The sequence below is a fragment of the Streptomyces sp. NPDC029466 genome (assembly GCF_055574515.1).
Map to the genome: position 1 here is coordinate 1 of NZ_JBVHZH010000001.1, position 17,395 is coordinate 17,395.

Genomic DNA, 17,395 nt, shown 5'->3' on the forward strand with positions numbered 1-17,395 from the left:
GAAGGGAAGATCTGGGCACCTCAGGGGGCCCGGGGGACGGGCTGGGGGGCAGCAGCCCACCCTGGGGGCCCCCCACACGGGGGGGGGGGGGCCCCCCCCCCCCGGGCCCCCCCCCCCCCCCCCCCGCCCTGTTGATGCGCCGGGAGCCGTCAGCAGTTGTCGTAGATCAGGGCGCGCACCAGACGGCAGGTCGTGTCGGACGGGGCGTGCACCCCTATCTCGGCCGCGGTGCTGCGGATCTTGCGGTTGTGGGCCTGCTCGGGGCGGTAGACGCCGGTGTCGAGCAGGGCGATGGCCAGCCGCATGGCCTTCAGGCGGCGGTTGTGCGATTCATACCGCTCGCGCGGCCATCCGGCGGGCAGTGGCTTCTTGGGCAGTGGGTGGGCCGGGAGAGGCTTCGTCATGAGTGTGGCAGCGGCCATCGGCGACCTCCTGGTGCGTGGGAAAAACCCTCACTGACTGGTTCCCATTCTACTGGCCACCACTGACAAAAGCCCCTGGCCAGAGGGGATTTGGCGGCGAGAGGCGAGGCTCCCGGGCGGCCTCCGGCCGGCTCTCCGGACGGCCCTGTGGGCGGCCCTGCGGACGGCCCCGGATCAGGCCGTGGCGGCCAGGGCACGCAGCCGCGTTTTGTCCGGCTTGCCGACCGGCGTGAGGGGGATGGCGTCGACGGGATGGACCGCGGCCGGGGCGTACAGGGGCCCCTGGTGTGCGGTGACGAAGGCCCGCAGGGCGGCGGGGTCCACACGGTGGCCCGGAGCCGGGACGACCGCGGCATGCACCTCCTCGGTCTCGTCCGGCCCGCGCACCCCGTAGACGGCGCAGTGGGCGACCGCCGGGTGGGTGTGCAGCAGATCCTCGACCTCCGCCGGGTGGACATGGCCGCCGACGACGATGATCAGGTCCTTGACCCGGTCGACGAGGTAGAGCCGGCCGTCGTCGTCCAGGATGCCGACGTCGCCGGTGCGCAGCCAGCCGTCGCCGGGCAGCACCTGCGCGGTCAGCTCCGGCTGCTTCCAGTAGCCGGTCATCACCCCGGCGGAGCGTACGTGGACCTCACCCCGCTCCCCCGCCGGCAGCTCCCGCCCGTCCGCGTCGCGGATGGCGAGCGTGACGCCGGGCAGCGCGCGGCCGGCGGTGATCCGGCCGCCGGGCCCGGTGGTGCGATGGTCCTCCGGACGGGCCTCGGTGATCGTCATCGCCTCGGACATGCCGTACACCCCGTACAGCACCGGCCCGAAGACCTCGGCGGCCCGCGCCAGCCGGGAGGCCGAGGCCGCGCAGCCGCCATAGGTGATGCGGGTGAGGGAGCTGAGGTCGGTGGTGGGGAGCGCGGGGTCGTCGAGGAGGCGGTAGAGGAGCGGGGGCAGCAGCCAGAGGTGGGTGATGCGGTCGCGGGCGACGGCGGCGAGGACGGCCGTCGGGTCGAAACCGCGATGAAGGACGACGCTGCCGCCGGCCGCGAGGGTGGCATCGGTGAGGACGCCCGCGAGATGGGCGAGCGGGGTGCAGGCGAGGAAGCGGGGCGGGTCGCCGGCGCCTTCCATGCGGTGGTGCCGGAGCATCCCGGCGTACGGGGCGTGCGGCATCCGTACGCCCTTGGGAATGCCGGTCGTGCCGCCGGTGTGCCGGATGCACCAGTCGTCCTCGGGCCGGACGGCGCCGCCCGGCACCTCGGGTGTGGCGGGCAGGGCGGCGCAAGCGGCCAGCAGGTCGGGGACCGGGTCGGCGACCGCGGGCGCCGGGCCCAGGGTCAGCAGGTCGGGCGCCGGGCCGCGGGTGTGGTGGAGCAACTCCCGTGCGGTGCCGTACAGGGCCGGGTCGACCAGGAGCAGGGCGGTCGCCGCGCTCTCGGCGATCCGGGCCAGGGTCTCGGCGGCCATCCCGTCGTAGAGGAAGACGACGCGGGCGCCGAGGAGGTTGGCGGCGTAACGGGCGGCGAGTACCTCGGGGCGGTTGCCGCTGAGGAGGCTGACGGTGTGCCCGTGGCCGATGCCGCGGCCGGCGAGCACGGCCGCCATGCGGTGCACGGTGTCGTACAGGGCGCCTGCGGTGACCTCGTCCCCGTCGTCCGTCACCAGGGCGGGCCGGGACCGGTCACGGGCGAGGGCGGCGAGCAGCACATCGGTATAGCTGGTGAAGCCGGTGGCGGGCGTCATGGCGGGGGCTCCCTGGGCCGGTACGGACAGCGACGGCCCTGACGCTACGGACCGCCGCTGATGCCCTCCACGACCAATTTCGCCATGTGGTCATGCCTCCAGAGGCATCAGCGGGCTCAGCGTCTCCTCGGCTGCCGCCAGGATTTCGGTGACCCGGAGGCCGAAGTGGACATCGCAGGCGTTCGGCAGACCGGTCGCGGCGGCGGCGAGCAGGGCGTCCACGGCGCGGTGGTAGGCCGGTTCCGGGCCGTCCAGGCGACGCGGCAGGGTGGTGATACCGGCGGTGCCGCGGAGGGTGATCTCGACGCCGGCGGCCGCGGCGGGGGCGGCCAGGCCGACCGTCGCCGTACTGGCCGCCCCGCTGCTGTGCCGCATCGTCAGCAGCACCGTGTCGGCCGGCCCCCGGGTGGCGGTGACCGCCTCCGCGTCCCCCAGGACCGGCAGCAGCACCGACAGCGCATGCGGGCCGACGTCCCACAGCCCGCCCTTCGTACGGCGCCAGGGCGAGGCGGCGTACGGGCTGGAGCTGTCCTCGGCGAAGACCGAGCCGAGCCAGTCGGCGTGCGCGGTGAACCAGCCGCCGGCCGCGGCCTGGGCGGCGATCCACTCCCCCTCCTGCTCCCCGAAGCGCGCGGTGAAGAAGACCACCGAGGCGACCCCCGCGTGGTCGGCGGCCGCAGCGAGGGCGCGGGCCTCGGGCACGGAGGTGGCGACCGGCTTGTCCAGGAGGAGGTGGCGGCCGGCCTCGGCGGCGCGGACCGCCAGCGGCGCCTGGACGGACGGCGGCAGCGCGATCGCGACCGCGTCGCAGGCCGCGAACAGCTCGTCGGGCGCGTCGTAGGGGCGGGTGTGGTGGACCTGGGCCAGCGCCGCGGCGGCCTCCGGCCGGCGCCCCCAGATGCCGGTGAGCTCGACGCCGGGGTGCGCGGCCAGGGCGGGGGCGTGGACCCGCCGCGCCCAGGGGCCGGTGCCGAGGAGTCCGATGCGCAGGGTGGTCATGGGGCCAGTGTCTCGCGGGGTGCGGGGCGGGACGCCGATTTCGCGGGCCGCGCCGTGGGGCGCGGGGCCGGTACGGCGGGGCCCGGTGCGGGTCCGGTGGCGTCGGGCCCGGTGCGGGGTGTGAAGGGCTGCTGAAGCGGCGTCCGCCTGAGGTCTCCGTCACATCGGAATAGCAAGAAGACAGGCACAGCAAGGCAGCAATCCCAGGCTGCCAGCGAAGAAAACCTTGGAAAAGCCTGGATGTCCGGCTAGGTAACCTGCGGTTCACAAACGAGCAACGGACGAGAAATGGCGCGTTGCGAGAGTGCTCCGGTACGCCCGCACCGTACCCGCACCGACCGTGAAGAGGACCCCGTGACCATCAAGGCCGAGTACATCTGGATCGACGGCACCCAGCCGACCGCCCAGCTCCGCTCCAAGACCAAGATCCTGACCGACAGCAGCAAGCTGCCGCGGTGGGGCTTCGACGGGTCCAGCACCAACCAGGCCGAGGGCCACGCGTCGGACCTCGTACTGGAGCCGGTGTTCAGCTGCCCGGACCCGATCCGCGGCGGCGACCACCTGCTGGTGCTGTGCGAGGTGCTGCACACCGACCTCACCCCGCACCCCTCCAACACCCGTGCGCTGCTGCGCCCGGTCGCGGAGAAGTTCGCGGACCAGGAAGCCATCTTCGGCATCGAGCAGGAGTACACCTTCCTCAAGGGCGACCGCCCGCTCGGCTTCCCCGAGGGCGGCGGCTACCCGGCCCCGCAGGCCGACTACTACTGCGGGGTGGGCGCGGACGCGATCTTCGGCCGGGAGATCGTCGAGAAGCACCTCGACCTGTGCCTGGCGGCGGGGCTGGGCCTGTCCGGCATCAACGCCGAGGTCATGCCCGGCCAGTGGGAGTTCCAGGTGGGCGCGCTGCCCGCGCTGGAGGTCTCGGACCACATGTGGGTGGCGCGCTGGCTGCTGCACCGCGTCGCGGAGGACTACGGCGTGACCGCCTCGCTGGAGGCCAAGCCGGCCAAGGGCGACTGGAACGGCGCGGGCGCGCACACCAACTTCTCCACCCGGGCGATGCGCGAGGGCTACGACGCGATCATCACCGCCTGTGAGGCGCTCGGCCAGGGCGACAAGCCGCTGGAGCACGTCCGCCAGTACGGCACCGGCATCGAGGAGCGGCTGACGGGCGCGCACGAGACCGCCCCGTGGGACGCGTACTCCTACGGCGCTTCGGACCGTGGTGCCTCGGTGCGCATCCCCTGGCAGGTCGAGGTCGAGAAGAAGGGCTACATCGAGGACCGGCGGCCGAACGCCAACGTCGACCCGTATGTGGTCACCCGGCTGATGGTGGACACCTGCTGCACCGAGCTGGCGCGGCGGATGCAGGTCTGACGCCTCCGGAGGAGCGCGTGTGCGGGGCCGGACCGGACAGGTCCGGCCCCTTCGCATGTCCGGGGCGGGGTGGTCCCGTTGCCGCCGGACGCGGCAGGTCCGGGCCGTTCGTCAGTGGCTGCTGGCAGGCTGAGGGCATGCTGACGATCAACGCCGGGACCGGGCCGGGCCGGCCGGGCCGCAGCCGGCCAGAGATCCTGACCCGCCTCCGCCGCACCGCCGTGCCCTGGGCCACGCCGCTGTATGTCGGCGGCGTACAGCTCGGTGCGTACGCCACCGCGCGGCTGCCCGCCCGGCGGCGCACGGAGCTGCTGCGCGCGCACTCCACCAATGTCGCCAACCTGCGGGCCGGACGGTGGCGGACGCTGGTCACCAGCGCGGCGTTCGTCGAACATCCGCTGCCGCTGCCGTACGGCGCGGCGCTGCTCGCCGCCCTCGGTACGGCCGAGGCGCGCTGGGGCACCGGGCGCGCGGCGGGGGTGTTCATGGCCGGTCACATCGGGGCCAGCCTGCTGGTCTACGCGGGCCTGCGGGCGCGAGGGCACGGCCGTCCCACCCACGGGCCCGCGGGGGACGCGGTGCCGGACGCCACCGCACAGGCCGTCGACGTCGGGGCCAGCTACGGCTTCAACGCCACGGTGGGCGCCCTCGCCGCCACCGTCCCGCACCGTGGCCTCCGGGCGGCGGCCACCGGCGGGCTGCTGGCGCTGGCGACCGCGCCCGTGCTGCGCCGGGGGCGCACGTTCACCGACGCCGGGCATCTGGCGGCCCTGGCGCTCGGGGTGGCGATGGGCGCGGGGATGCGACGAGCGACGGGCGGCGGCGGAGCGGGGACGAAGCAGGCATAGGAAGCAGGGGCGCCGCGCGGCGGATTCCGGCCATGACCTCCCCCGTCGCGCGGTCGCCAACTCCGTTGCGGGCAAGCCGAGTCGGGCCAGGGGCGTCGCCGGTCCCGGTGTCCGGGCGGGTCCGGCGCGGCGGAATCCCGTCACCGGGCGCCGCGCGCCGGGGACAGATCACCGACCGTCTGGTTCAATAGGGCCATGGCCAGCCTCACCGACACCGCGACAGGTCGCAGCGACCTGGAGCCTTTCTGGCCGTCCCGGCAGGCGCACGCCTTCGACCGTCTGTGTTGCCGCGCGCACTGAGCGCGGGCCCGCACACCCCTCTCCGACGCCGCTGACCGGCGTCCGCTGCCCTGCCCGCGCGCATGACGTCCCCGACGCCCCGCTGCGCGAAAGAGCTGATCCTGATGACGAACGTCCGTACCCTGACCGCCGGTTCCGCGACCGCCCCGCTTCCCGCCGCCTCGGCGGCGCCCGCCCACCGTCACCGGCTGCGCGCCGTGACACCCGACGAGGCCCATCCGTTGCCCGCCACCGCCCCGCCCGGGGCTCCGCACCCGAGCGCCGTATCGGTCGCCGAGCTGCTGAACTCCGGCGCGACCTGGCTGCCGGCGCCCCAGCACAGCCTGCCCGCGCTGCCCGGCCGGCCGCCGATGGTCGGCTATCTCGTCCTCGTACCGGCCGACCAGGCCGCCGCCACCGCCGCGCCGCCCGCCGTGCCCGAGGCGCCCCCGGCACCCGCGCCGACCGGTGACGCGATCGTGCGGATCGACCCCGAACGGCGCACCGCGCAGGTCCAGGGCCGGACGCTGGACCTGACCTACCTCGAATTCGAGCTGCTGGCCCATCTGGTCGCGTATCCGCACCGGGTGCACACCCGCGACCAGCTGGTGACCACGGTGTGGGGCTACGGGCACGTCGGCGACGGCCGCACCGTCGACGTCCATGTCGCCCGGCTGCGCCGCAAGTTGGGCGCCGCACACCGGTCGTCGATCGTGACGGTGCGGCGGGTCGGCTACAAGTACGTGCCGAGCATCTGAGGCCGGGTCAGACGCCCTCCTGCCGCTGCCGCAGGCCCGGCCGGGCGGGGATCCGCTCCTCCGCCCGGCCGGGTGCCGCGCCCGTACGGGGACCGGACCGCTGCGGCTCTTCCCGGTCCGCCGGTCCGCCCCACCGGTGCCAACAGGCCACGCAGAGGGCCGCCACCAGCCCGATGCCGGAGACCAGCAGCACACCCTTGGCCGGGGAGTCGGTGAGCGCCGCCCCGCCCAGCCCGCCGAGCGCCGCGCTGGACAGCGCCCAGAGGCCCGCGCCGACCGCGTCCAGCGCCACGAAGCGGCGCAGCGGGAAGCGGAGGCTCCCGGTGGACAGCGCGGCGACCACCCGGCCACCGGGCAGGAAGCGGCCGGCGATGAGGAGCAGCGCGGCATGCCGTTCGACCCGGGCGCGGGCCCGCAGGTGCCGGGCCCGGCCGCGTTCACCGCGCAGCAGCCGGGCGCTCGCGCGCGGGCCCGCGTACCGCCCCACGGCGTAGCCCAGACAGTCCCCCGCCAGCGCCCCGGCCGCCGCGACACCCGCCAGCAGGCCGAGCAGCGCCGGGTCGGGGCCGATGAGCACGGCGACCAGGACGACGGTGGTCTCGCTCGGCATGAACGGCAGCAGCGCGTCCAGGCCGGACACCAGCAGGATGACCAGCCACAGCCAGGGCGAGCCGAGCATGCCCTGAAGGGACACGGTGAGCTGGTCCAGCTGCTCAAACATGGGCCGGGGTGTCCCGCGGCGGGGCGTGCGGCACCGGAGCGGCGGGCCGGAGGGACGCGGCCGGCCGGGCCGTGCCGCCGCCCGTCGCCGCCGTCACCGGGCGCCCGCCGAGCGCGGCACGGGCCGCCATCGCCGCCAACTCGCGGCGGTCCAGGCCCGCGTCGAGCGGCCACAGCACCGGATGCGCCGTGACACCTACGGTCAGGGCACGGGCGGCGAGCACCCGGCGCAGCGAGCCCGCGAAGGTGTCCTCCCCGCAGAACGCGGCGACCGTGCTGGGCCGGCCCTGCTGGCGGTAGTCCAGGGTCACCGGGCGCACCGGCGCGCCCGCGTCGACGGCGGCCTGGAAGGTGGCCCGGCGGAAGGTGCCCGCCTCGGCGGTGCACCAGGTGGTGGCCTGCGGGAAGACCGCCACCGACCGTCCGGCGGCGAGGAGTTCGGACACCTCCCGCACGGTGTGCGGCAGCCGCCGGGGGTGGGTGCGGTCGATGAAGTGCGTACCGGCCCGGCGGGCCAGGCCGCCGACGACCGGCCAGCCGCCGACCTCGCGCTTGGCGAGCAGGGTGACCGGTTCGACGGCGAGCAGGGCGAGGATGTCGAGCCAGGAGATGTGGTTGACGACGACGAGGGTGCCGGTGCCGTCCCCGGCGGTGAGTGCGGCCGCGCCCTCGACATGGATGTCCAGCGCGTCGAGCAGCGCGCGGGCGTGGGTCCGCAGCCGGCCCGGCTCGGCCATCCGCTCGCCGTCCGTCAGCGCCCGCCGCACGGTGCGGGCGAACGCGGCGCCGCGCCGGGCGATCCGGGTCGCCGGTACCCGCGGCAGGGCGTGTACGGCGCAGTCCGGGGTGCAGTCGGAGTGGACGTCCCAGGGGCCGTTCACCGTTCCCCCAGGAAGTAGCGGCGGTAGCGGTCGCCCAGCCGCTCCATGTCCAGGACGACGAAGAAGTCGGCGACGTCGAACTCGGGGTCGTGGGCGGGCGCGCCGCAGATGACGGCGCCGATGCGCAGATAGCCGCGGAGCAGCGGCGGCAGCTGGGCGAGGGCGGGGCGCTCGGGGACCGGGAGGGTGGTGTGCCAGGGGTGGTGCGGGGTGACCTGGAGCTCGGGCGGGGCGGCGTAGCGGGTCCGGCCCAGTTCCCAGGCGTGGGCGGCGGCGGTGCCGCCGTCGGCGAGCGGGACGGAGGCGCATCCGGCGAGGTAGCGGTGGCCGGAGAGCAGGGTGTAGCGGGCGAGGGCGGCCCACATCTGGGTCATGACCGCGCCGTTGCGGTGGCCGGGGTGCACACAGGAGCGGCCGGCCTCGATGAGGGAGGAGCGCAGCTCCGCCAGGGCGCCGAGGTCGAACTCACCGTCGGAGTACAGCCGCGGGCTGCGGCCGGGCGGCAGCAGCCGGTAGGTGCCGACCACGTCGCCGGTAGCGGTGTGGCTGACGATGAGGTGGTCGGCGAGGTCGTCGACGGCGTCGATGTCATGGCCGGCCAGCGGGGAGTGCAGGGTCGCGCCCATCTCCTCGGCGAAGACCTGGTGGCGCAGGCGCTGGGCGGCCCGGATCTGTGCGCGGGTGTCGGCGATCTCCGCGGTGTAGCCGGGCTCGGCGGGGGCGGCCGCCGGTGCGGTGGCGGGAGCGGTGCGGGGGACGGCGGCGGACGCGGCCGGTGCCATGCTCATGAGAGCTCTCCTTGGGGAGGGGGGAGGCTGGTGAGTCGGCGGGCGGTGGGGACAGCGGGGCCGGTGGGGCCGTGCGGGGCGGACGGTGCGCCGCTCCACGGTGGTGCCGGGTACCCCCGGCCGGGGACGTAGCCCCATGACCTGGCCCTTCTCTACACGGCAGACTGTTCCCGGGGCCGACGGCCGAGCGCGTGAAGCCCAGGGAGCGAACGGATGAGGGTCCGCGGAACACTGGTCGCCGCGGTCCGGGACGCGCGGCCGGCCGTGGGCCCGGCGGTGGGGCCGGCCGCGCGTCCCGGCCGTGGGGCCCGGGAACCGTCCCGCGCTGGCGTGATCACCCGCTCGCCCCGGGACACCCGGCGGTGCCGGCGGTGCGGGCCCACTTGGACCGCGGCGGGCCGGCCATTAGCGTGCCCTGCGCACGGGACCGTTGTGAGCACCGAGCACTGGGGGCACACGTGAGCCGACCGTCACGACGCGCACTGCTGGGAACCGCCGGAGCGATCGGCGCCGGGGCGGCGCTGGGCGGGGCCGCCGCCCCCGCTGCCGCCTCCGCCGGGGCGCCACCCACCCGGCGCCAGGAGGAAGCACCCGGGTACGACACCGCACCGGCACGGGCCGCGCTGAGGCGGCTGCTGCCCGGCCACGCCGACCAGTTCACCCTGGTGCCGCTCGCCCGGGACGGCGCCGGTGACCGCTTCCGGATCGAGGGCCGTACGGGCCGCATCACGGTCGCCGGGACCACCCCAGCGGCGGCGCTGACCGGCGTCAACTGGTACCTCAAGTACACCTGCCGGACCCATCTGTCATGGGCCGGCGACCAGGTGGCGCTGCCCGCCCGGCTGCCCGCCCCGGACGGCCCCGTCGAGCGGGCGACCTCACTGCCGCATCGGTTCGCCCTCAACGACACCCACGACGGCTACACCGCCCCGTACGCCGACTGGCCGCGCTGGGAGCGGCTGATCGACGCACTGGCGCTGCGCGGGGTGAACGAGGTGCTGGTCACCCCGGGCACCGAGGCCGTCTACCACCGGCTGCTGACCGGCTTCGGCTACTCCGACGCCGAGGCCCGCGACTGGCTCCCGGCGCCCTCGCACCAGCCGTGGTGGCTGCTGCAGAACATGAGCGGCTACGGCGGCCCCACCAGCCCGGAACTGATCGCCAGGCGGGCGGAGTTGGGCCGCCGGATCACCACCCGGCTGCGCGAGCTGGGCATGCACCCCGTCCTCCCCGGCTACTTCGGCACCGTCCCGGACGGTTTCGCCGCCCGCAACCCCGGGGCCAGGACCGTCCCCCAGGGCACCTGGGCGGGCCTCAAGCGCCCCGACTGGCTCGATCCGCGCACCGATGTCTTCGCCGCCGTCGCCGCCGCCTTCTACCGCCACCAGGAGCAACTCCTGGGCCCCGCCGACCACTTCAAGATGGATCTGCTGCACGAGGGCGGCGACCCCGGGGACGTACCGGTGCCGGACGCCGCCCGCGCGGTCGAGAAGGCACTGCGCACCGCCCGCCCCGGCGCGACCTGGGTGATCCTCGGCTGGCAGGACAACCCGCGGCGCGATCTGCTGGACGCCGTCGACCACGACCGGATGCTGATCGTGGACGGCCTCAGCGACCTCGACACGGTCACCGACCGGGAGCGGGACTGGGGCGGGGTGCCGTACGCCTTCGGCTCCATCCCCAACTTCGGCGGCCGCACCACCGTCGGCGCCAAGACCCACATCTGGGCCGAGCGCTTCACCGCCTGGCGCGACAAGCCGGGCAGCCGGCTCGTCGGCACCGCGTACATGCCGGAGGCCGCCGAGCGCGACCCGGCCGCCTTCGAGCTGTTCGGCGAACTGGCCTGGCGGGAGCGCCCGGTGGACCGCACCGCGTGGTTCGACGGCTATGCCGACCTCCGTTACGGCGCCCGTGACGCCCATGCCCGTGCCGCGTTCGCCGCGCTGCGCACCAGCGCGTACGAGATCTCCAGCAAGGACGGCCGCCCGCACGACTCCGTCTTCGCCGCCCGCCCGAACCTGGCCGCCCGCTCCGGCACCGTCTACGCCACCCACACCCCCGCCTTCGACCCGGCGGCCTTCGACACCGCGTTCGCCGCGCTGCTCGCGGTCCGCCCCGCGCTGCGCGGCAGCGACGCCTACCGCCACGATCTGACGGACGCCGCCCGGCAGGCGCTGGCCAACCGGTCCTGGCAGCTGATCGGGCAGCTCCAGGACGCCTACCGGCGCAAGGACCGGGACACCTTCCGGGCGCTGTCCGGACTCTGGCTCCGGCTGATGCGGCTCAGCGACGAGGTCACCGGCGCCCACCGGCGGTTCCTGCTGGGGCCGTGGCTGGCGGACGCCCGCGCGATGGCGACCGGCACCGAGGAGGAGGCGCGGCTGGAACACAGCGCCCGGGCACTGATCACCACCTGGGCGGACCGGCCCACCGCCGACGGCGGCTCGCTCGCCAACTACGCCAACCGCGACTGGCACGGGCTGATCGGCGAGGTCCATCTCCCGCAGTGGCAGGCGTACTTGGACGAGCTCGCGGACGCCCTGGCGGCGGACCGCCCGCCGAAGACCTTCGACTGGTACGCCCTGGAAGAGCCCTGGACCCACGCCCGCACCAGCCATCCGCTGCGCCCGACGACCGATGCCTACCGCACCGCACGGCGCGTCCACGACACCCTCGCCCAGGCCCCCTACCAGGGCACCGTCACAGTCACCGCGGACCCGGCCGCGCTGCCGCCGGGCGGCCGGGCCACGGTCACCGCGGCGCTGCGCAACGTCAACGGGCTGCGGGCGACCGGCCGGGTGGACTTCGCCCTGACCGGTGTCGACGCCACCGCCTCGGGCCCGGTGTCGCTGCCCTCGGTCCCGCCCGGCGGCACCGGCAGCGCCCGCTGGCGGGTCACCGCCCCGGCCGGCCCCCTGGGAGCCCCCCTCCACCCCCTCCCCTACGACCTCACCGTCGACTACGGCCCGCAGGGCGCACCGCGGGTCCGTACGGCGCGGCACGGCACGCTGTTCGTGGCGGGGCCGCTGGACCCGGGGCTGCGGACGGTCACCACCAATGCGGCGGTTTTCGGCCAGTTGGACGACCGTTTCGCCATCCATGGCGCGGGCGCGGACCTGTGGAAGGCCACCGCCGAGTTCGGCGCGCTCTACCGGCCGGACGCCCTCACCGCCGGCGGCTCGGTCACCGTCGAGGTGACCGCCCAGGACCCGACCGGCCCCTGGGCCCGCGCCGGCATCATCGTCCGCAACCGCCTCACCGCCGCCGCCCCGGGCTCCCCGGACGCCCTCGGTTTCCTCAACCTGTCCGTGACGCCCGCCAACGGCGTGGTGCTGTCCTACGACGCCAGCGGCGACGGCACCCTGGACACCTACCGGCGGCTCACCGGCATCACCGCCCCCGTACTGCTCCGGCTGACCCGCGGCGAGGACCACGGCACCTCCGGCAGCTACACCGGCGCCTGCTCCACCGACGGCGGCACGACCTGGCGCGACATCGCCACCATCAACGTCCCCGGCGCCGCCGTCCGGCAGGACACCGGGCTGCACCAGTCCGCCGCCAACTCGGCCGCCGGGGACGGCGGGACGGCCGTATTCCGCCGCTGGAAGCTCGCCTGAGCGCCGCGTACGCTGACCCGGGAACGCACCACGAGCGAGGGGATCACGGTATGAGTGCCGCAGCTGAGAAGGAGTGGCTCTACGCCCTCGACATCTCCGACGCGACCTGGCAGCGCGCCCCCGGCGACGCCGAGGAGGCCGTGGAGATCGCCTTCCTGGAGCGGGGCGCGGTGGCCATGCGCAACTCCACGGACCCCGATGTGGTCCTGCGCTACACCGAGGCGGAGTGGCGCGCCTTCGTCCTCGGCGCACGGGACGGCGAGTTCGACCTCCAGCCCTGAAGCCGCCGCTCCCGGCAGCCCGTCACCGGCCCTCCCGGCGCCCCTCGGGGTGCGGGGAGGGCCGGTGACCATCACAGGATTCACTCGTTTCACGGAACGTGAAGCAGCAGCAGAAACAGCAGCAGGCGACACCCCGGCGCCCGGACCGCACCTCCCCCGGCAGCCTTGCGGACTTCGGTGACGTCATCGACGTCGAGCAGGCCGAGGCGGCGCTGGTGGAGCACTACCCCCGGCTGGTCCGGCTGGCCTACCTCGTCCTGCCGCCCGGCCAGGGCCGCAGCCGGCGGGTGCTGGCCGCCCACGGCGTGGTGCAGCGGACCCTGCCGCGCCAGCGCAGCTCCACCCGCGGGGCCGGTCTGCCCGCCCCGCGCACCGGCGCGGACGCGGCGATCGACCCCGGCTACGCCTTCGTCCGGCTGCGGGTCCTGCGGGCCGCCCTGGCCGGCGGCCGGACCCGCCGGTGGCTGCCGCTGCCGCCGCTGCTCCCCCAGGTGTGGGGCCTGCGGCTCTTCCCGCGCTCCGGGGGCGCCGACGAACTGGCGCTGGACCAGGCGCTGTCGGCGCTGTCCGGGCCGGGCCGGGCGGCGTTCGTGCTGCGCGATCTGGAGCGGCTGAGCGCACCGGAGACCCGCCGGGTGCTGGAGGCGGCCGGGGTGGCGCACCCCCGGGAGGCGCTGGAGGAGGCGGAGCGGGCCACGACACCGGCCGGCAGCCGGGACCGGTCGCTGCTGGAGTCGGCCGAGTTCGACCCCTGTGCGCTGCAGGCCAGGCCGACGGATCTGATCCGGCGGCGGCAGCACGGCCGGGCGGTGCTGGCGGCGGGCGCGGCCGTGCTCGTGTGCGGGGCGCTGCTGGGGCTGCCGGGCGAGGGCTGGGGCCCGGACGGCGCCGCCGCCCCGCCGTACGCGCGCAACGCCGCGGCCGAGGCGGCCCTGGACCCGGGCAAACTGAGGGTGTCCTCCGCGACCGCCTGGAAGCACGCGGCACGGCAGGACTTCGCGACCTGGCCCGCCCGCGGCGACCGGATCCACGACCGGGCGCTGCTGCGGCGGGCGCTGGCCGTATGGGCCAGGCCCGGGGCCGGGGTCCAGGTCTCGGCGACCCCCGGCACCCCGGCCGGTCCGGCGGCCGGTCCGGCGCAGCTGCTGTTCGCTGGGGTGGTGAACCACGCCGTGGTGGTGCTCTTCCACGACGGGCTGCGGGTGGTGCGCTATGCGGAGGCGGCGGACGGCGAGGGGCAGAGCGACGGCACCGGCGCGGCGCTGGACTTCGCGCGTACGGACGGCGCGGCGGCGGCTTCGGCGACCGCGCTGGTGGTGAGCCGCACCCAGGGCAATGTGCGCTTTCTGACCGCCCCTTGGGTGAAGTCGGCGCGGCTGGTCGATCTGGTCAAGCCGGAGGCGGTGGACCAGCCGGTGACGGTCGGCGCGGGCGGGGTGACCGATCCGGTGCCCACGGCGCCGCCCAGCGCGCAGTGCACGACCTGGCCGGCGCTGCGGATGGGCGGCCGGCTGCTGACCGATCTCGGTGAACTGGTCCCGGCCCGCCTGACGTACGGCAGCCCCCGCAAGCCGGGCGACGTGACCTCCCCGAAGGCCCGGACGGCCTGGGCCCGCACGGCCTGCCAGCTGGCCGTGGCGCGCGGCCAGGGCGTCCGCTCGGTCAACGCCTGGGAGTTCGCCCGGCAGCCGCTGCCCGGGGGCGCCGGAACCGCGGCCTGGCTGTGCACCCGCGCCGAAACCTGGCGCGGGGCGGGCAGCCGCACGATGGCCCAGATCCAGACACCCCCGCCGAACGGGAAGCCGTACACGCCGGGCACGATCGCGGCCCGCGCCGAGGGCGGCACCGCCTGCGGCCCCCGGGCCCCCCGGGCGCTGGCCGGGGTCCTGTGGAAGGCCGCCGACGAACGCTGGTGGCTGCTCGCCGCGGGCAGCACCCAGGTCACCTCGGTCAGGGCCACCGGCGGCGTCTCCGGCCAGGCGACCGGCCGCCTGCTGTCGGTCCCGGCAAAGGAGGGCGACCGTGCGGAACTGGCCGGCAGCCTGGCGAACGGGCGGCGGATCGGGGCGCTCGGCTAACGCGTGGCCCGCAGCCCAGGGCCCGGCCCTAGGGAAGCACCCGTTCCGCCCGCCGTGGCGAGGGCCGGGCCGCCGCCGCTCGTTCGTCGGCGGCCGCCAGCCAGAAGTAGAGCGGCGGCAGGACGAGTTCGAGGGCGGTCAGGGCGAGCTGGAACCACTGGGGCGGCCCGTGGACGGCCAGTGACAACAGACGGCCGAGGCCGCCGAGCAGGAAGATGCCGGCCAGCCACCGCACCGCCGTGGCCGGGACCGGCGAGCGCCGGGCCGTCCAAATCCAGGCGAGGCCGTAGCCGAGGAAGACCGCCCCGTAGAAGCGCTCCCGGCTGTCGACGGTGGCACCCGCCGCACCCTCCCCCGGCACGGAGTCGATGCCGAGGACGAAGTGGAACGCGCCGATCGCCACACAGGCGGCCCCCATCGCCAGCGCCAGCCACTTGAGAAGTCCGGCCATGCCCCGGCCCTCCTATCCCGTGCGCCCACTAGTAGACGTCTGTCTATTAATGGGAACGTACGGCCGATAGTAGACAGGTGTCAAGTAACCTCGGAACCATGACCACACGCCGCCGACTCGACCCCGCCGAGCGCCGCAGCCAGCTGCTCGACACCGGAGCACAGCTCTTCGCGGCGAAGCCGTACGACGAGGTGTTCATGGAGGAGGTCGCCGAACGGGCCGGCGTCTCCCGCGCCCTGCTGTACCGCTACTTCCCGAACAAGCGCGACCTGTTCGCCGCCGTCTACCAGCAGGCCGCGGACCGGCTGCTGACCCGTACGGAACTCGATCCGGCCCGCCCCGTGCCCGAGCAGCTGCGCGCCGGACTCGACGCCCATATCGACTACTTCGCCGCGAACCGTCACACCGTGCTCGCGGCGAACCGGGTGCTCGCCGGTGACCCGGTGATCCAGACCGTCATCACCGACGAGCTGACCGAACTGCGCCGCCGGCTGCTCGACTCCACCGGCCTCGGCGCCGGACCCGGCGAGCTGGTGCCGGCGGCCCTGATGAGCTGGCTGGTGTTCGTCCGCACGCTCTGCGTGGAGTGGCTGACGCATCAGACCTTCAGCCGCACCGAGTTGCGCGAGATGTGCGTCGGCGCGCTCCTGGGCGCGCTGCGCCCGGTGATGGATGTCGACCGGCTGCTCACCGACGGGGAGGAGCACCCCACGGACCCGCAGACGCCCCCCTGACCTTTCACCGTCCACCGCGATGACCTGCTGACGGACGCCGCACGCGCGGACCCCCTGCCGCTCTGCGGCTCCCGGGCGCGCGGTGGACGTCTTGTGTTCGATCTGTGATGAGACCGGCGATTCCGCGCCGCGCCCCAGGTCGTTAGGGTGGCCGCATGACGACCGGGACGCGGCGGAGAATGGGCGTCGAGGAGCGGCGTGAGCAGCTGATCGCTGTCGCGCTCGACCTCTTCAGCCACCGTTCCCCGGAGGATGTCTCGATCGACGAGGTCGCCGAGGCGGCCGGTATCTCCCGCCCGCTCGTCTACCACTACTTCCCCGGCAAACAGCAGCTGTACGAGGCCGCGCTGCGCCGGGCCGCCGAAGAGCTCACCGCCCGTTTCGTGGAGCCGCACGAAGGCCCGCTCGGCGCCCGGCTGTTGCGGGTCATGGAGCGCTTCTTCGACTTCGTGGCCGAGCACGGCCCCGGCTTCTCGGCCCTGATGCGCGGCGGCCCGGCGATCGGCTCCACCCGCACCGGCGCGATGATCGACGGCGTCCGCCAGGCCGCCTACGAACAGATCCTGGCCCACCTCGGCATCCCCGACCCCGCCCCACGGCTGGAGTTGGTGGTCCGCTCCTGGGTCTCCCTCGCCGAGACCACCGCCCTGCTGTGGCTGGACGGCCGCCGCGTACCGCGCTCCGAGCTGGAACGCCAGCTCGTCCACGATTTCGCTGCGCTGGCGGCGGTGAGCGCGGCGTATGACGCCCAGATGGCCGTCGTGGTCCGCCGCATACTGGCCGAGGAACCGGAGGACGGGATGTTCGCGGATCTTGTAGCTCGCCTTGGGCGCTTCGCTTAGCCTTCCCACGTTTCGGCTGCGCTTTGCCTTGGGCCCACGTTTTCGGCTTTCCCGCCGTGGTGGTTGCTCGCCGTTGCGCCTGCGGCGGGCCGGGTGGGTGTTGGGTGCGGTGACGGGCCTCCGGGGGCTGGGGGGGGGGGGGGGGGGGGGGGGGGGGGGGGGGGAAGAGGGGGGGGGGGGGGGGCCCCCAACAAGCGAGGGGGGGGGGGGTGGTGGGCGTTCAGTTTTTTTGGTGGTTGTGTTTTTTGGTTTTGTTCTTTGGGTTTTTGGTGTTCCCCCCTTCCCCCCCCCCCCCCCCCCCCCCCCCCCCCTCCGGCCCGCCCCCTCCCGTGGGGGGAGTAGTAACGGTGAGTGGGGGCGGGCGTCCCTAGGACGTGTCACTCCTGCTTTCGCGAGGAGCAGTGGACCACCGGCGTGCACCCCCACCAAGGTTTCTCCCACCCACTCAACGGGAGGGGACGGGCCGGAGGGGGGGGGGGGGGGGGGGGGAAAAAAAAAAAAGCCCCCCCCCCCCCCCCCAAAACCCCCCCCCCCCCCCCCCCAACCCCCACACCGCGACCCCCCCCCCCCCCCACACCCCAAC

Annotated in this window: 15 protein-coding genes; 8 read left to right on the top strand and 7 right to left on the bottom strand. The window is 75.1% G+C overall.

Translation table 11 applies throughout. The features are described from left to right. Positions 1-149: 149 nt before the first annotated feature. The 3 genes from ACZ4XD_RS00005 to ACZ4XD_RS00015 all read right to left on the bottom strand — a co-directional run bounded on the left by ACZ4XD_RS00005 (position 150) and on the right by ACZ4XD_RS00015 (position 3,158). On the bottom strand, positions 150-422 hold the full coding sequence (locus tag ACZ4XD_RS00005; RefSeq protein ID WP_018090148.1) for a hypothetical protein: 273 nt from the start codon (positions 420-422) through the stop codon (positions 150-152). A 174-nt stretch (positions 423-596) separates the two neighbouring features. After that, positions 597-2,159, bottom strand: a complete 1,563-nt coding sequence (locus ACZ4XD_RS00010; protein ID WP_468036567.1) for an AMP-binding protein — start codon at positions 2,157-2,159, stop codon at positions 597-599. A gap of 90 nt (positions 2,160-2,249) precedes the next feature. Continuing rightward, the gene (locus ACZ4XD_RS00015) at positions 2,250-3,158 is read right to left on the bottom strand and encodes a Gfo/Idh/MocA family protein (RefSeq protein ID WP_468036569.1); all 909 of its coding nucleotides are present in this window, start codon (positions 3,156-3,158) and stop codon (positions 2,250-2,252) included. Between the two features lie 354 nt (positions 3,159-3,512). Between ACZ4XD_RS00015 and glnII the strand changes: the two genes are divergently transcribed. The 3 genes from glnII (at position 3,513) to ACZ4XD_RS00030 (ending at position 6,420) form a co-directional block, all read left to right on the top strand. Continuing rightward, positions 3,513-4,535, top strand: coding sequence for a glutamine synthetase (gene glnII, locus ACZ4XD_RS00020; protein WP_468036571.1), 1,023 nt, complete (start codon positions 3,513-3,515; stop codon positions 4,533-4,535). A 137-nt stretch (positions 4,536-4,672) separates the two neighbouring features. Further along, positions 4,673-5,383 carry a rhomboid-like protein gene (locus ACZ4XD_RS00025; RefSeq protein WP_468036573.1) on the top strand — a complete coding sequence of 237 codons (711 nt, stop codon included), beginning with the start codon at positions 4,673-4,675 and terminating at the stop codon, positions 5,381-5,383. Positions 5,384-5,787: 404 nt separating this feature from the next. Beyond that, positions 5,788-6,420 carry a winged helix-turn-helix domain-containing protein gene (locus ACZ4XD_RS00030; protein ID WP_468036575.1) on the top strand — a complete coding sequence of 211 codons (633 nt, stop codon included), beginning with the start codon at positions 5,788-5,790 and terminating at the stop codon, positions 6,418-6,420. 7 nt (positions 6,421-6,427) lie between these two features. Here the strand turns inward: ACZ4XD_RS00030 and ACZ4XD_RS00035 are convergent, their stop codons facing one another. Genes ACZ4XD_RS00035 through ACZ4XD_RS00045 form a run of 3 tightly spaced genes read right to left on the bottom strand, consistent with a single transcriptional unit; the run spans position 6,428 to position 8,809 of the window. Further along, a complete protein-coding gene (locus ACZ4XD_RS00035; RefSeq protein ID WP_468036577.1) occupies positions 6,428-7,141 on the bottom strand; it encodes a DedA family protein in 714 nt (237 codons plus the stop codon). Next, complete coding sequence (locus ACZ4XD_RS00040; protein WP_468036579.1) at positions 7,134-8,021, bottom strand: lysophospholipid acyltransferase family protein; 888 nt, start codon at positions 8,019-8,021, stop codon at positions 7,134-7,136. Before ACZ4XD_RS00040 ends, ACZ4XD_RS00035 begins: the two co-directional genes overlap by 8 nt. Then, positions 8,018-8,809, bottom strand: a complete 792-nt coding sequence (locus ACZ4XD_RS00045; RefSeq protein ID WP_468036581.1) for a GNAT family N-acetyltransferase — start codon at positions 8,807-8,809, stop codon at positions 8,018-8,020. The genes ACZ4XD_RS00040 and ACZ4XD_RS00045 overlap by 4 nt, the downstream gene beginning before the upstream one ends. Before the next feature lie 458 nt (positions 8,810-9,267). Between ACZ4XD_RS00045 and ACZ4XD_RS00050 the strand changes: the two genes are divergently transcribed. From ACZ4XD_RS00050 to ACZ4XD_RS00060, 3 genes are all read left to right on the top strand, one after another. Then, positions 9,268-12,426: an alpha-N-acetylglucosaminidase gene (locus ACZ4XD_RS00050; RefSeq protein WP_468036583.1), complete on the top strand. Its 3,159-nt coding sequence runs from the start codon at positions 9,268-9,270 to the stop codon at positions 12,424-12,426. A 50-nt stretch (positions 12,427-12,476) separates the two neighbouring features. After that, entirely contained in the window at positions 12,477-12,707 is a 231-nt protein-coding gene (locus ACZ4XD_RS00055; protein WP_468036585.1) for a DUF397 domain-containing protein, read from the top strand. Between the two features lie 98 nt (positions 12,708-12,805). Beyond that, on the top strand, positions 12,806-14,785 hold the full coding sequence (locus ACZ4XD_RS00060; protein WP_468036587.1) for a hypothetical protein: 1,980 nt from the start codon (positions 12,806-12,808) through the stop codon (positions 14,783-14,785). A gap of 28 nt (positions 14,786-14,813) precedes the next feature. On the opposite strand, the gene ACZ4XD_RS00065 is transcribed toward ACZ4XD_RS00060, so the two are convergent. Beyond that, complete coding sequence (locus ACZ4XD_RS00065) at positions 14,814-15,236, bottom strand: DUF4345 domain-containing protein (RefSeq protein WP_468036589.1); 423 nt, start codon at positions 15,234-15,236, stop codon at positions 14,814-14,816. 98 nt (positions 15,237-15,334) lie between these two features. On the opposite strand from ACZ4XD_RS00065, the gene ACZ4XD_RS00070 reads away from it, so the two are divergent. Beyond that, a complete protein-coding gene (locus ACZ4XD_RS00070) occupies positions 15,335-15,970 on the top strand; it encodes a TetR/AcrR family transcriptional regulator (protein ID WP_468036591.1) in 636 nt (211 codons plus the stop codon). Positions 15,971-16,125: 155 nt separating this feature from the next. Next, entirely contained in the window at positions 16,126-16,812 is a 687-nt protein-coding gene (locus ACZ4XD_RS00075) for a TetR/AcrR family transcriptional regulator (protein WP_468036593.1), read from the top strand. Positions 16,813-17,395 lie beyond the last annotated feature (583 nt).

What these genes read in the sequence shown, in the direction of transcription:
- ACZ4XD_RS00015 (WP_468036569.1), bottom strand. Translation starts at nt 3,158, where the DNA reads ATGACCACCCTGCGCATCGGACTCCTCGGCACCGGCCCCTGGGCGCGG.
- ACZ4XD_RS00030 (WP_468036575.1), top strand. Translation starts at nt 5,788, where the DNA reads ATGACGAACGTCCGTACCCTGACCGCCGGTTCCGCGACCGCCCCGCTT.
- ACZ4XD_RS00065 (WP_468036589.1), bottom strand. Translation starts at nt 15,236, where the DNA reads ATGGCCGGACTTCTCAAGTGGCTGGCGCTGGCGATGGGGGCCGCCTGT.
- ACZ4XD_RS00075 (WP_468036593.1), top strand. Translation starts at nt 16,126, where the DNA reads ATGACGACCGGGACGCGGCGGAGAATGGGCGTCGAGGAGCGGCGTGAG.
- ACZ4XD_RS00045 (WP_468036581.1), bottom strand. Translation starts at nt 8,809, where the DNA reads ATGAGCATGGCACCGGCCGCGTCCGCCGCCGTCCCCCGCACCGCTCCC.
- ACZ4XD_RS00010 (WP_468036567.1), bottom strand. Translation starts at nt 2,159, where the DNA reads ATGACGCCCGCCACCGGCTTCACCAGCTATACCGATGTGCTGCTCGCC.
- ACZ4XD_RS00055 (WP_468036585.1), top strand. Translation starts at nt 12,477, where the DNA reads ATGAGTGCCGCAGCTGAGAAGGAGTGGCTCTACGCCCTCGACATCTCC.
- ACZ4XD_RS00005 (WP_018090148.1), bottom strand. Translation starts at nt 422, where the DNA reads ATGGCCGCTGCCACACTCATGACGAAGCCTCTCCCGGCCCACCCACTG.
- ACZ4XD_RS00070 (WP_468036591.1), top strand. Translation starts at nt 15,335, where the DNA reads ATGACCACACGCCGCCGACTCGACCCCGCCGAGCGCCGCAGCCAGCTG.
- ACZ4XD_RS00025 (WP_468036573.1), top strand. Translation starts at nt 4,673, where the DNA reads ATGCTGACGATCAACGCCGGGACCGGGCCGGGCCGGCCGGGCCGCAGC.
- ACZ4XD_RS00035 (WP_468036577.1), bottom strand. Translation starts at nt 7,141, where the DNA reads ATGTTTGAGCAGCTGGACCAGCTCACCGTGTCCCTTCAGGGCATGCTC.